Source organism: Mycobacterium sp. E342 (genome assembly GCF_001667665.1).
Taxonomy (GTDB): Bacteria; Actinomycetota; Actinomycetes; order Mycobacteriales; family Mycobacteriaceae; genus Mycobacterium.
This window is the reverse complement of the sequence record NZ_LZJM01000046.1, coordinates 15,863-29,523: the sequence shown is the minus strand read 5'-3', so window position 1 is coordinate 29,523 and position 13,661 is coordinate 15,863. Positions and strand designations below refer to the sequence as shown.

13 protein-coding genes are annotated in these 13,661 nt (G+C 69.8%); 7 read left to right on the top strand and 6 right to left on the bottom strand.

From position 1 onward, the window contains the following. Window positions 1–162 precede the first annotated feature (162 nt). Both A5692_RS02630 and A5692_RS02625 read right to left on the bottom strand, forming a co-directional pair. Complete coding sequence (locus tag A5692_RS02630) at window positions 163–1,569, bottom strand: cystathionine beta-synthase (RefSeq protein ID WP_068051692.1); 1,407 nt, start codon at window positions 1,567–1,569, stop codon at window positions 163–165. 69 nt (window positions 1,570–1,638) lie between these two features. Further along, a complete protein-coding gene (locus A5692_RS02625) occupies window positions 1,639–2,706 on the bottom strand; it encodes an alpha/beta hydrolase fold domain-containing protein (protein WP_068051689.1) in 1,068 nt (355 codons plus the stop codon). A 243-nt stretch (window positions 2,707–2,949) separates the two neighbouring features. On the opposite strand from A5692_RS02625, the gene A5692_RS02620 reads away from it, so the two are divergent. Both A5692_RS02620 and A5692_RS02615 read left to right on the top strand, forming a co-directional pair. Continuing rightward, entirely contained in the window at window positions 2,950–3,912 is a 963-nt protein-coding gene (locus A5692_RS02620; RefSeq protein ID WP_156765897.1) for an SGNH/GDSL hydrolase family protein, read from the top strand. Between the two features lie 88 nt (window positions 3,913–4,000). Further along, the gene (locus tag A5692_RS02615; protein WP_068051687.1) at window positions 4,001–5,218 is read left to right on the top strand and encodes an acetyl-CoA C-acetyltransferase; all 1,218 of its coding nucleotides are present in this window, start codon (window positions 4,001–4,003) and stop codon (window positions 5,216–5,218) included. Between the two features lie 65 nt (window positions 5,219–5,283). On the opposite strand, the gene A5692_RS02610 is transcribed toward A5692_RS02615, so the two are convergent. Then, window positions 5,284–6,135: a Bax inhibitor-1/YccA family protein gene (locus A5692_RS02610; RefSeq protein ID WP_068051684.1), complete on the bottom strand. Its 852-nt coding sequence runs from the start codon at window positions 6,133–6,135 to the stop codon at window positions 5,284–5,286. A 204-nt stretch (window positions 6,136–6,339) separates the two neighbouring features. On the opposite strand from A5692_RS02610, the gene A5692_RS02605 reads away from it, so the two are divergent. From A5692_RS02605 to A5692_RS02595, 3 genes are read left to right on the top strand one after another with little or no spacing between them, the layout of a single operon-like run. Next, complete coding sequence (locus A5692_RS02605; protein ID WP_068051716.1) at window positions 6,340–7,377, top strand: enoyl-CoA hydratase/isomerase family protein; 1,038 nt, start codon at window positions 6,340–6,342, stop codon at window positions 7,375–7,377. A gap of 14 nt (window positions 7,378–7,391) precedes the next feature. Then, window positions 7,392–8,183, top strand: a complete 792-nt coding sequence (locus A5692_RS02600; RefSeq protein ID WP_068051681.1) for an enoyl-CoA hydratase — start codon at window positions 7,392–7,394, stop codon at window positions 8,181–8,183. A gap of 7 nt (window positions 8,184–8,190) precedes the next feature. Then, on the top strand, window positions 8,191–9,957 hold the full coding sequence (locus A5692_RS02595) for an alpha/beta-hydrolase family protein (RefSeq protein ID WP_068051678.1): 1,767 nt from the start codon (window positions 8,191–8,193) through the stop codon (window positions 9,955–9,957). Here A5692_RS02595 and A5692_RS02590 read toward each other — a convergent pair whose 3' ends face one another. Together A5692_RS02590 and A5692_RS02585 are read right to left on the bottom strand one after the other, a co-directional pair. Next, on the bottom strand, window positions 9,958–10,407 hold the full coding sequence (locus A5692_RS02590; protein WP_068051675.1) for a rhodanese-like domain-containing protein: 450 nt from the start codon (window positions 10,405–10,407) through the stop codon (window positions 9,958–9,960). Beyond that, on the bottom strand, window positions 10,407–11,012 hold the full coding sequence (locus tag A5692_RS02585; protein WP_231984159.1) for a cysteine dioxygenase family protein: 606 nt from the start codon (window positions 11,010–11,012) through the stop codon (window positions 10,407–10,409). Before A5692_RS02585 ends, A5692_RS02590 begins: the two co-directional genes overlap by 1 nt. A 114-nt stretch (window positions 11,013–11,126) precedes the next feature. Here A5692_RS02585 and A5692_RS02580 point away from each other — a divergent pair, with 114 nt between their 5' ends. After that, window positions 11,127–11,570 (top strand): lipoprotein LpqV, encoded by a 444-nt coding sequence (locus A5692_RS02580; protein ID WP_197514325.1) that lies wholly within the window; start codon window positions 11,127–11,129, stop codon window positions 11,568–11,570. A gap of 93 nt (window positions 11,571–11,663) precedes the next feature. Then, complete coding sequence (locus A5692_RS02575; protein WP_156765895.1) at window positions 11,664–12,740, top strand: patatin-like phospholipase family protein; 1,077 nt, start codon at window positions 11,664–11,666, stop codon at window positions 12,738–12,740. Between the two features lie 37 nt (window positions 12,741–12,777). Here the strand turns inward: A5692_RS02575 and A5692_RS02570 are convergent, their stop codons facing one another. Beyond that, window positions 12,778–13,647, bottom strand: a complete 870-nt coding sequence (locus A5692_RS02570; protein ID WP_068051670.1) for a patatin-like phospholipase family protein — start codon at window positions 13,645–13,647, stop codon at window positions 12,778–12,780. Window positions 13,648–13,661: the final 14 nt, after the last annotated feature.

The window sequence follows — 13,661 nt, the reverse complement described above, 5'->3', positions numbered from 1 at the left end:
GTGCGGGGTTTCCTGCCCACCGGTTGACTCGGGCGACGGGGGAGGTGGCGGATTTGTGCCGCCGGGCGGCGGTTGATCGGTCATGGGCACCCCTTCCACGGCGGACCAGCTGAACCAGGCCGCATTACAGTACCTGAGCGCGCGGCGGCCGGGCGAGACTCGCTAGCGACGCCCCGCTGGTCCACGAGGCGCCTCCGAGAGGAAGCCCAGCAGGTCGTATCGGGTGATCACCCCGACCGGTTTGCCCTCCTCGACCACCATCAACGCGTCCCAGTCACGCAGCGCCTTGCCGGCCGCGCTGACCAGCTCCCCCGCGCCGATCATCGGCAGCGGCGGGCTCATGTGCAACGAGACGGCGTCGGCCAGTTTGGCCCGGCCCTCGAAGACCGCGGACAGGAGTTCGCGCTCGGAGACGCTGCCCGCCACCTCTCCGGCCATCACCGGCGGCTCGGCGCCGACCACGGGCATCTGGGACACCCCGTACTCGCGCAGGATGCCGATGGCGTCGCGCACGGTCTCGGACGGATGGGTGTGAACCAGGTCGGGCAGCTCGCCCGATTTGCGGCGCAGCACGTCGCCCACCCTGGCCTGCTCGGTCGACCCGTCGAGACGGCTGCGCAGGAACCCGTACGACGACATCCAGGCGTCGTTGAAGATCTTCGCCATGTACCCGCGCCCGCCGTCGGGCAGCAGGACCACGACAAGCGCGTCGGGCCCGGCCTCCTCGGCGACCTTGAGCGCGGCCACCACCGCCATCCCGCACGACCCCCCGACCAGCATCGCCTCCTCGCGGGCCAGCCGCCTGGTCATGTTGAACGAGTCCGAGTCGGACACCGCGATGATCTGGTCGGGCACCGTGCGGTCGTACGCGTCCGGCCAGAAATCCTCGCCGACGCCCTCGACCAGGTAGGGGCGGCCGGTGCCGCCGGAATACACCGACCCCTCGGGGTCCGCGCCGATGATGCGCACCGCTCCGCCGGACACTTCCTTCAGGTAGCGGCCGGCGCCGGTGATGGTGCCGCCGGTGCCGATGCCGGCGACGAAGTGGGTGACCTTGCCGTCGGTGTCGGCCCAGATCTCCGGGCCGGTGGTGGCGTAGTGGCTGGCCGGGCCCTCCGGGTTGGCGTACTGGTCGGGCTTCCACGCACCGTCGATCTCGCGGGTCAGCCGGTCGGAGACGCTGTAGTAGCTGTCCGGGTGCTCGGGCGGCACCGCGGTCGGGCAGACGACCACCTCGGCGCCGTAGGCGAGCAGCACGTTGCGCTTGTCCTCGCCGACCTTGTCGGGGCAGACGAACACGCATTTGTAGCCGCGCTGTTGAGCCACCAGCGCGAGCCCGACGCCGGTGTTGCCGGAGGTGGGTTCGACGATGGTGCCGCCCGGCTTCAGCAGTCCGCTCGCTTCGGCGGCGTCGATCATCCGCACCGCGATCCGGTCCTTCGAGCTCCCCCCTGGGTTGAGGTACTCGACTTTGGCCGCCACGGTCCCGGCGCCCTCGGGGACGACGGAGTTCAGGCGTACCAGCGGCGTGCCGCCGATGAGCTCACTGATGTGCTGGGCAATCCGCATGCGTTCATCGTCTCAGGCACCCTTCGGGGGTGCACGACGTGCTTCCCCTTGGCGCCCACGGCGGTTGCGCTAGCCGGTGGCCTCGCGGATGTAGTCGCCGATCTGGCGGAGCGACCGGGTCGCCTCCGGCACCATAGGTGCCGCCAGCTGGAAGTCGTGAATCTGGCCGGGCCACACCCGCACCTCCGCCGGCACGCCGACCGCCGCCAACCGGCTCGCCGCCAGCCGCGCGTCGTGCAGCAGCACCTCGGAGCCCGAGACGTGGATCAGGGTCCGCGGCAGGCCCGGTTTGATGTGCTCCAGCGGCTCGTAGATCTCTTCGGGTTTGCCGGCGATCGTGCGCTTCCGCGCCGCGCTGGCGACCAGCTCGGCGAGCGCGTCGAACGCCCGGGCGGAGAACATCGCGTCGGTGTCGATGTTGGGGTGCGCCTGCTTGTACTCCTTGGCCAGCTGCAGCAGCGGCGAGATCATCACGAGGGCGGCGGGTTCCTCGTCTTCCTCCTGGAGGCGTTGCGCGAGCGCGAGCGCCAGGTAACCGCCCGCGGAGTCGCCGGCGAGCACGATCTGATCCGGCTGATATCCGCGTAGCCGCAGCCATTGGTAGCCGTCGTGGCAATCGTCGAGAGCCATCCCGATCGAGTGCTTGGGCAGCAGCCGGTAATTGACCACCAGGACGGGCGCGTCGGCGAAGTTGGACAGCGCTTCGACCAGCCGGCCGTGGGAGTTCGCCCCGCACGTCAAGAAGGCGCCGCCGTGGAAGTAGACGACCACCCGGCGGGTGCCGTCGGCGGGCAGGACGCCGGGTGCGCGCACCAACTGCGCCGAGGCGTTGGGCAACTTCACCGTTTCGCGGACGGTGGCCGACACCGGCAGCACCGCCCGGGCGGCCAGGTCGATGAGGCCCCAGGGCCAGGGGAAGTTCGGCACATGGCTGCCGACGGACAGCACCGGCCGGACGGTGATCCGCGACGTCACGTTGGCCAGCCGCGCGGCAACGCTGGGCCCGGATTCGAGGACCTCGACCGGTGTGCCGTCGCTCATCGCGAACTTACGGGTCTTGGCCCTGCGGGCCCTCAGCACGTCGTGGGGGCGAACGGCGTTCTGGGGCCAGCCGGATACCTTGCCGGGTGCGCTCATGCTCAACACTTCCTACGCCTTTGTAGTGCGATACAGCATGTGACGAGGCGGCCAAGCGTCTGGTTCAGCCGTTTGCTCGAGGCGCTCAGCCAACCCCTGGGGATCAGGGTGACAGGCGTTTTTCACGACAACGTCGGAAAAGCCCGATTCGATACCAATTCGTTTCCCGCCGTGACCGGATTGTTGGTCAGCCGACCCCGCAAACAAGCGAGCCGAACTAAACTGACTTCCGTGACCATGCGGCTGCCACGTCGTTCGGCGATCGCTCTGGCCACAGCAGGTGCACTCGCCTCGACGGGAACTGCCTACCTGGGGGCGCGAAACCTGCTCGTCGGCCAGGCGACGCACGCGCGTACCGTCATTCCGAAGTCGTGGGACATTCCCCCGCGCGCCGACGGTGTGTACACCCGCGGCGGCGGGCCGGTGCAGCGGTGGCACCGCGGCGTGCCCTTCGACCTGAGCCTGATGATCTTCGGCGACTCCACGGCCGCCGGCTACGGGTGCAGCAGCGCCGAGGAAGTGCCGGGGGTGCGCATCGCGCGGGGCCTCGCCGAGCAGACCGGCAAGCGGATCCGGCTGAGCACCAAGGCCATCGTCGGCGCCACGTCGAAAGGCGTTTGCGGCCAAGTGGATGCGATGTTTGTGGCGGGCGCGCCGCCCGACGCGGCGGTCATCATGGTCGGCGCCAACGATGTGACGGCCCTCAACGGCGTCAGCCAGTCGGCCCAGCGGCTCGGGTTGAGCGTTCGCAAACTGCGCGCCCGCGGCGCGGTGGTGATCGCCGGCACCTGCCCGGATCTCGGGGTCATCACCGCCATCCCCCAGCCGCTGCGTTCGCTCGCGCACGAGCGTTGTTCGCAGCTTGCGCGCGCCCAAGCCGCGGCGGTTCGCGCCGCGGGCGGCATGCCGGTGCCGCTGGGGCAGCTGATGACCCCGCAGTTCCGGTCCACGCCCCACGTGATGTTCTCCCCGGACGGCTTCCACCCGTCCGCCCCGGCATACGCGATCGCGGCCGACGCGCTGCTGCGCGCGCTGTGCGAAGCGCTGGGCGAGAAGGTCGATATCCCGCCGATGGACCTGGCGGCATCGACGACCGAGCCGGTCCTCGGCCAGCGCCATACCCGAGCCAGCGTGATGTCGCGACTGTGGCGACGCCCCGTGCCGGGACCCGCCCCGTCGTCGTACCCCCTGGTGGGCACCGACTAGATTCGAGCTAGCCCGTCGGCGTGGAACCACCACGCGTTTTCAGATCGCGAGCTCGTCGGAATCCGGAAGGGATTTGAAGGGAACCGTCATGCCTGAAGCCGTCATTGTTTCAACCGCCCGCTCGCCGATCGGCCGCGCGATGAAGGGGTCGCTGGTCTCCATGCGGCCCGACGATCTGGCCGCCCAGATGGTGCGGGCCGCGCTGGACAAGGTGCCCGCGCTCAACCCCCACCAGATCGACGACCTCATCCTCGGCTGTGGGCTGCCGGGCGGCGAGTCCGGCTTCAACATGGCGCGTGTCGTCGCCGTCGAGCTCGGCTACGACTTCCTGCCCGGCACCACCGTCAACCGGTATTGCTCGTCGTCGCTGCAGACCACCCGGATGGCCTTCCACGCGATCAAGGCCGGCGAGGGCGACGCGTTCATCTCCGCGGGCGTGGAGACCGTGTCCCGCTTCGGCAAGGGCAACTCCGACTCGTGGCCCGACACCAAGAACCCGCTGTTCGACGAGGCCCAGGAGCGTTCGCAGGCCGCGGCGGCCGGCGCCGACGAGTGGCACGACCCTCGCGCCGACGGCAATCTGCCCGACGTCTACATCGCGATGGGCCAGACCGCGGAGAACGTCGCCATCCTGACCGGGATCAGCCGCGAAGATCAGGACCACTGGGGCGTGCGCAGCCAGAACCGCGCCGAGGAGGCGATCAAGAGCGGCTTCTTCGAGCGCGAGATCTCCCCGGTGACCCTGCCCGACGGCAGCACCGTCAGCACCGATGACGGCCCCCGCGCCGGAACCACCTACGAGAAGGTCTCCGAGCTCAAGCCGGTGTTCCGGCCCAACGGCACCATCACCGCCGGCAACGCCTGCCCGCTCAACGACGGCGCCGCCGCGCTGGTGATCACCAGCGACACCAAGGCCAAGGAACTCGGCCTGACCCCGCTGGCGCGCATCGTGTCGACCGGGGTCAGCGGCCTCTCACCGGAGATCATGGGCCTGGGCCCGATCGAGGCTTGCAAGAAGGCGCTGGCCCGCGCCGGGATGTCGATCAACGACATCGACCTGTACGAGATCAACGAGGCCTTCGCGGTTCAGGTGCTGGGTTCGGCGCGCGAGCTGGGCATGGACGAGGACAAGCTGAACGTGTCCGGCGGGGCGATCGCGCTGGGCCACCCGTTCGGCATGACCGGCGCGCGCATCGCCACCACGCTGATCAACAACCTGCAGACGCACGACAAGACGTTCGGCCTGGAGACCATGTGTGTCGGCGGCGGGCAAGGCATGGCGATGATCATCGAGCGGCTCAGCTGACGCGCAGCACGCACACGAAAAGACCGGCACGCCGCTTGGCGTGCCGGTCTTTTCGTTGAACGGAACTAGTCGTTCTGCAGATAACTGAGCAGACGCAGGATCTCGATGTACAGCCAGACCAGGGTCACGGTCAGGCCGAGGGCGATGCCCCAGGCCGCCTTCTCCGGCGCCCCGGCGCGCACCATCTGGTCGGCCGCGTCGAAGTCGATCAGGAAGCTGAACGCCGCGATCGCGATGCACACCAGCGAGAAGATGATCGCGACCGTACCGCCGCTGCGCAGGCCCAGGCCCGCGCCGCCGTTGACGTGGAACATCGCGAGCACGAAGTTGCCGAGCATCAGGGCCAGGACGCCGAACATCGCGGCGACCAGCATCCGGGTGAACTTGGGCGTCACCCGGATCGCGCCCGTCTTGTAGACGACGAGCATGCCGAAGAACACCCCGAAGGTGCCCAGCACGGCCTCCCCGATCAGCGCGCCCGCGTTGGCGTTCGAGACCGCGAAGTTTGCGAACACGAACGAGATGGCGCCCAGGAAGAGGCCTTCGAGGACGGCGTAGCTGAGCACGATCGCCGGGCTGTCCTGCTTGCGGCCGAAGGTCGCGACCAGCACCAGCCCGAGGCCGCCGAGCGCGCCGATCATGGTCAGCGGCATCGCCAGCGCGAGGTTGGACGCCACCAGGAAGTAGGAGACCACGGCGGACACCGCCAGCACCGCCAGCGTGATGCCGGTCTTGGTGACGACGTCGTCGATGGTCAGCGGACGCGAAGCCCTGGCCTCCTGGTAGGGAGCTTGGTAGGGCGCCGCGTAGGGGTCGGCTCCATAGCCCTGCATGGGGGCCGCGCCCGTACCGAATTGTGCGTATCCGCCCCGCTGCTTGGGCAGCGAACGAAATACCGGGTTGCTTGTCTCCCGCACCGTCGGATCCTCTCTATTGGCTCGAGCTGTGCGAACACACTCTCAACGAGCAGCGCCCGCTCCCGGTTCCCAGTCGACCTGACCAGGTCTCGGGGCATTTGCTGCCGTGGTCGCGTTAAAGATAACCCTTACCCGCGGGTATCGCGCCGGTCGTCACGATCTAGATTTTTCGTCGAGGGTGGACCGGCGATGGGAGGCCAGGGCGTGACCGACGGATCCGATGAGGTTCTGACCCGCATCGACGGCAACGTCGGTCTGATCACGCTCAACCGCCCCAAGGCGATCAACTCGCTCAATCAGGGGATGGTGGACGCGCTGAGCGCCGTCCTCGCCGACTGGGCGAAGGACGACGCGGTGGGCGCGGTGGTGCTTTCCGGTGCCGGCGAGCGCGGGCTGTGCGCGGGCGGCGACGTCATCTCCATCTATCACAGTGCCCGCAAGGACGGGGTCGAGGCGCGGCGGTTCTGGCGGGACGAATACCTGCTCAATGCCCAGATCGCCGATTTCGCCAAGCCTTACGTGGCGCTGATGGACGGCATCGTAATGGGCGGCGGCGTGGGGGTCAGCGCGCACGCGAACACCCGCGTGGTGACCGACACCTCCAAGATCGCGATGCCCGAGGTCGGCATCGGCTTCGTCCCCGATGTCGGTGGGGTGTTCCTGCTGTCCCGGGCACCCGGCGGGCTGGGTCTGCATGCCGCGCTGACCGGAGCGCCGTTTTCCGGAGCCGACGCCATCGCCATGGGATTCGCCGACCACTACGTGCCGCACGACGACCTCGGTGCGTTCACCCGGGCGATCATCGCCGACGGCGTCCAGAGTGCGGTTGCCGAGTATGCCATCGAGGCCCCGCCGAGCAGCCTTGCGGCACAACGCGATTGGATCGATGAATGCTACGCCGGTGACACGGTCGAAGACATCGTCGCCGGGCTGCGCGGCCATGACGCCGGCCCGGCCAACGACGCCGCCGACCTGATCGGCACCCGTTCACCGATCTCGTTGTCGGTGACCCTCGAGGCCGTCCGCCGCGCCGCCAACCTCGAGACGGTCAAAGACGTTCTGGTTCAGGACTATCGGGTCTCGTCGGCATCGCTGCGATCACACGATCTGGTGGAGGGCATCCGCGCGCAGCTGATCGACAAAGACCGCAATCCGAAGTGGTCGCCGCCCTCGCTGGCCCAGGTGACCCGGGCCGACGTCGAGGCGTACTTCACCCCCGTCGACGACGACTTGAGCTTCTAGAAGGGCGATTTGCGATGACTGACACCTCCCCCACGAACTACGAGACCATCCTGGTCGAGCGCGACGGCCGGGTGGGCACCATCACCCTGAACCGGCCCAAGGCGCTGAACGCGCTGAACACCCAGGTGATGAACGAAGTGACTAGCGCGGCACTCGATTTCGACAACGATCCCGGCATCGGCGCGATCATCATCACCGGGTCGGCCAAGGCGTTCGCCGCCGGCGCCGACATCAAGGAGATGGCCGGGCTGACGTTCGCCGACGCGTTCGACGCCGACTTCTTCGCCCCCTGGGCCAAGCTGGCCGCCGTGCGGACCCCGACCATCGCCGCGGTGGCCGGGCACGCGCTCGGCGGCGGCTGTGAGCTCGCCATGATGTGCGACGTGCTGATCGCCGCCGACACAGCGAAGTTCGGGCAGCCGGAGATCAAACTCGGTGTCCTGCCCGGCATGGGCGGCTCGCAGCGCCTGACCCGCGCCATCGGCAAAGCCAAGGCCATGGACCTCATCCTGACCGGGCGCACCATCGACGCCGCCGAAGCCGAACGCAGCGGCCTGGTTTCGCGCGTGGTGCCGGCCGACGACCTGCTGACCGAGGCCAAGGCCGTCGCCACCACGATTTCGCAGATGTCCCGCTCGGCGTCCCGGATGGCCAAGGAGGCCGTCAACCGCGCGTTCGAATCGACGCTGTCCGAAGGACTTCTCTACGAACGCCGGCTCTTCCACTCGACCTTCGCGACCGAGGACCAGACGGAAGGCATGACGGCTTTCGTCGAGAAGCGCACTCCCAACTTCACCCACCGGTAAGCCTGCGATGAGCGAGCCGGGCCCCGCGACGAACAATCCGACGGCCGTCACCGAGGAGGCCGAACCGGGCGCACCTCCGGAAGCCGCACCGGAAGCCCGCCCGGCGGCCCGCGGGCCTCGGTGGACCGAAAAGCCGTGGTGGGTACGCCACTACACGTTCACCGGCACCACGGTCGGTCTGGTCTTCATCTGGTTCTCCATGACGCCGTCGCTCCTGCCGCGCGGTGCGCTGTTCCAGGGTCTGGTCAGCGGAATCTCCGGCGCCATCGGCTACGGGCTGGGTGTCTTCGCCGTGTGGCTGGTGCGCTACATGGGCGCCAAGGATCACAGCCCCCCGCCGCCGCGCTGGGCGTGGAAGGTGCTGATCCCGATCGGTGCGCTGGGCATGGTGTTGATGGCCGTCTGGTTCCACGTGTGGCAGGACAACGTGCGCGACCTGATGGGCGTCGCCCACCTGCAGTGGTACGACTACCCGGTGGCCGCGGGCCTGTCGCTGGTGGTGCTGTTCACCCTGGTCGAAGTCGGCCAGTTCATCCGGTGGCTGGTCCGGTTCCTGGTCGGCCAGGTCGACCGGATCGCGCCGTTCCGGCTGTCGGCGACCATCGTGGTGGCGCTGCTGGTGGTCCTCACCATCACCGTGCTCAACGGTGTCGTGCTCAAGTCCGCCATGCGCACCATGAACAACACCTTCGCCTCGGCGAACAACGAGATGAATCCCGACACCGCGCCGCCAAAGACCCCACTGCGCTCCGGCGGCCCCGAGTCACTGGCGTCGTGGGAATCCCTTGGCCACCAAGGCCGCATCTTCGTGGAAGCCGGGCCCACGGTCGCCCAACTCTCCGCCTTCAACGGCACCCCGGCGAACGAACCGATCCGGGCCTACGCCGGGCTGAACTCGGCGGACGGGATCACCGCGACCGCCGAACTCGCGGCGCGGGAGCTGCAACGCACCGGCGGACTGCAGCGCGCCGTCGTCGCCGTCGCGACGACCACCGGCACCGGCTGGATCAACGAGGCGGAGGCCGACGCGCTCGAGTACATGTACAACGGCAACACCGCGATCGTCAGCATGCAGTACTCGTTCCTGCCGAGCTGGCTGTCCTTCCTGGTGGACAAGGAGAACGCCCGCCACGCCGGGCAGGCGCTGTTCGAGGCCGTCGACCGCCTGATCCGCCAGATGCCCGAGGCGCAACGCCCCAAGCTCGTCGTGTTCGGCGAAAGCCTGGGATCGTTCGGCGGCGAGGCGCCGTTCATGAGCCTCAACAACGTCCTCGCCCGCACCGACGGCGCCCTGTTCAGCGGACCGACCTTCCAGAACACCATCTGGACCGACCTAACGTCGACGCGCGATGCCGGTTCCCCGGAGTGGCTGCCGGTCTACAACGACGGCAAGAACGTCCGGTTCGTCGCTCGCCCAACCGATTTGGGCCGCCCGACCGCCCCGTGGAACCACCCCCGGGTGGTCTATCTGCAACACGCCTCGGATCCGATCGCCTGGTGGTCCCCCAACCTGCTGTTCAGCCAGCCCGACTGGCTGCGGGAGCGGCGGGGCTATGACGTGCTGCCCGAGACGCGCTGGATCCCGGTGGTGACGTTCCTGCAAGTCACGGCCGACATGGCGGTGGCGGTCGACGTACCCCAGGGGCACGGCCACCACTACGTGGCCGACGCGGCCGACGGGTGGGCGGCCGTGCTGTCACCGCCCGGATGGACGCAGGAGAAGACCGACAGGCTGCGGCCACTGCTGCATTCGGACGCCACCTCCACCGGGTAGCTAGAGCCAGCGGCGGCCGGGTGTGCCGGAGTTGGCGAGCACTCCCGGGCCGGCATCGAGCGGGGTGGCACCCGAAAGCTGTTCGAGCACACCTGCTCCCGCGAGCGCGTGGTAGCCGCCGACGACGTCGGTGGCACGGTGCAGGCCGATGTCCAGCAGCGCGGCCGCCGCGAGGCTGGAGGTGTAGCCCTCCGAGCACACGATGACCCACTCGACGTCGTCGCCGACGGCCTCGGGCAGCCTGGCCTCGCTGGTCGGGTCGCAGCGCCACTCCAGGACGTTGCGTTCGATCACCAGGGCGCCGGGGATCTCGCCCTCGCGGAATCGCTGCGCCTGCGGCCGGATGTCGACGAGCACCGCCCCGCGCCGCAGCGCGTCCGGCACTTCGGCAGCGGGAAGGCGGCGGAAACGGCGGCGGGCGGATCTCAACACGACGTCGATGCGGCTCATCACGGTCCTTCCGGTTGATCGGTCAGTTCGGTGCGCTGGCGGCGCAACCGGTTTCGGCCGGTGACCTCGTAGTAGGACATCGCGGTCAGCGGCGGTGAATAGGCATGCACGCTCAGCGAAGGCCGCACCGGACCCGAGACGGACACGGCCACGGGCCGCGGCGCCCACACCACGTCGTGGACCCAGCCCAGCGGGAACCCGGCCTGGTCGCCGGCGTCCAGGCGGCGCTGCCGCAGTGCGCGGCCGTCCCAACGGAATTCGCTGAGCGAACCCGACACCACCGTCAGCGCGCCCAGGGAGCCGCCGTGATCGTGCAGTTCGGTGTGATGGCCGGGAACCCAGCTGATCAGCCAGACGTCCAGCTCGTCATCACCGTGGATGCGGGTGAACCAGCGCCGCGACTCCGGTATCCCGCCCGGCGGCAGCAGGTGGTCGCAGCGCCCGCTCAGCACGTCGTCGGCTGCCCGGTCGGTGGCGTGCAGCAGGTCGGGCACGCGCAGCCGGGTGGGGCCCGCCGACGGGGACGCGGACGGGGTCGAGAAGGTGCGCGGGCGCAATGCGGCCGGCGCGGCGAGGGGCACAGGGCTCGCCAGGGGCAGTGACATCGTGGAGCTCCAGGGAAAAGCAGGATCGGACGGGCGGCGGCGTGTTACGGCCGACAACACTCGCAAAATCCGAAGCGCTCCATCACGGCCGCCAGTGTTGCATAGATTGGGTCGGTGCGCTGGTGCGGTCACCGGCCCCGGCTGTGGGGCACGCTCGTCGTGGCGGCCGCTGCGTTCGCGGGCACGGCGTGCTCGGACGGCGCCCCGAGCCGCACCCCGGCCTCCTCGCCGGCGCGGCCGGCGGGCGTGCCGGGCGACCCGGGCGCGGCGCCGCCGGGCGCCGTCGGGCTGTCCCCCTCCGGCGTGACGACCAGGGTCGACGTCCCCGCGAATTCGACCGAGGAGGAGTATTACCAGGCCTGTCACGCCGCGAAAGTGTGGATGGACGCCCAGCCCAGGACCGATCGGTCGCTGTTCGAGCCCTATCTGGCGATGGTCCAGGCCGCGCCGTCGGGCACCGCGGGCAGCTGGAACGCCCGCTGGGCGGATCTGCCGCCGCCCCGGCAGGCGGCGGTGATCACCGCCGCGCGCGCCGCCGCCAACGACGAATGCGGCTAGCCGCTTCGAACTCGTGCGCGATTGAATTCACGAGTACCTAAACTGGGCGGCCCAGCCGGTGTGCCGGCCCGCTCCGCCGCGCAGAATGAAGGAATGCCGGACGGAACTGGCGGGGTCGTCGCGCGCCGATCACCGACGCGGGTGGCGTTGGCGCTGGGCAGCGGCGGGGCCCGCGGCTACGCCCACATCGGGGTGATCGAGGCGCTGCGAGCCCGGGAGTACGAGATCGTGGGCATCGCGGGCTCGTCGATGGGCGCGCTGGTCGGCGGTTTGGAGGCGGCCGGGCGCCGCGACGAGTTCGCCGACTGGGCGAAGTCCCTGACGCAGCGCACCATCCTGCGGCTGCTGGACTTCTCGATCAGCGCGGCCGGGGTGATGCGGGCCGAGAAAATCCTGGACGCGGTGCGCGACATTCTGGGCCCGGTCGCCATCGAGCAGCTGCCGATCCCCTTCACCGCCGTGGCGACCGACCTGTTGGCCGGCAAGTCGGTGTGGTTTCAGCGCGGTCCCGTCGACGCGGCGATCCGCGCCTCCATCGCGATACCGGGCGTGATCGCCCCCCACGAACTCGACGGACGCCTGCTGGCCGACGGAGGAATCCTGGACCCGCTGCCGATGGCACCCCTTTCGGCGGTCAACGCCGACGTGACCATCGCGGTGAGCCTGTCGGGCAGCGAGGCGATCGCCAACCGTGAGGGGGAGGCGGGCGCGACCGCCGACTGGCTGAACCGCATGGTGCGCAGCACCTCCTCGCTGCTCGACACCTCCGCGGCCCGGTCGCTGCTCGACCGACCGACCGCGCGGGCCGTCCTGGGCAGATTCGGGGTGCCCCCCGCGGAAGCGGACGCCTGGCCGGACGACGCCGACGCCGTCGAGCCCGCTGCCGCGGATGATCCGGCCGGTGAATTGTCCGACGCCACAACCGAAGTCCCGAAGCTGGGCAGTTTCGAGGTGATGAACCGGACGATCGACATCGCGCAGGCCGCGCTGGCGCGCCACACGCTGGCGGTCTACCCGCCCGACCTGTTGATCGAGGTTCCGCGATCGATCTGCCGGGGCCTGGAATTCCACCGGGCGGCCGAGGTCATCGCCGTCGGCCGGGCACTGGCCGACGAGGCCCTGGACGCGTTCGAGGCCGATCGCGCCGCGCCCCCCGCCGACGAAGGCTGAAAAGCCTTCTTCCGCAAGCTGTTCGACCCCGGCTCGATCAGACGCCGAGGAACCGCGCGACGGCCGGGGCTTCGCGGCGGCCCTGTTCGCGTCCGGCCAGTGCCGAGGCGACACGGCACTTCGGATCCAGCGGGTTGGGTCCGAAGGCCGCCACCGAGTCCGGGTCGGCGAACACCGCGAACGTAGCGCCCGGAAAGGCGGAGATCTCCGCGGCCGGCCCCGCGCCGAACGGCGAGGGCGCGTCCGCGCCCGAGGGCACCAAGACGACCGCCGCGTCGCAATCGCCGGCCACGCCGAGGTTGACCCAGCTGGCGACGCCGCCGTCCATGTAGCGTCGGCCCGCGATCGCCACCGGCGGCCATGCGCCGGGCACCGCGCAGCTGGCCGCCACCGCGTCGACGAGGTCGACGCCGGACTCGCGATCGAAAACGACCAATTCGCCGGTGTTTACGTCGATGGCGGTGATCCGCAGCGTCCGGTCGGGCCACTCGTGCGACGGCAGGCGCTGGGCGATGACCTGCCGGCGCAGCGGTGGCGGAACGGTTTTGGCCGCCAGCGCCACCGCACCGATCCGCTGCAGCTGCTGCCGGGTCTTGCCCGACGGGTCGGCGTAGGGCTCCGCCAGCGCCGCCAGGAACATCTCCGTGATGGTCTCGACGTCCACCCCGGAATCGATCTCGGCCGACGATTCGGCTACCTGCCGGTCGAACAGCGCGTCGAGCGTGCTGCCGCTGCCGATCTGCGCGGCGACCGTCGAGCCGGCCGAGGTCCCCACCAGCACGTCCGAGTCCAGCAACAGCCCGGCCGCCGCCGGCGACTCGTCGGCGATGCCGCGCAAAACACCTGTCTCCCAGGCTATTCCCGCTATCCCGCCGCCCGCCAGCACAAGCGCACGTCTGGTTGTCATGCCCACCCACTCTG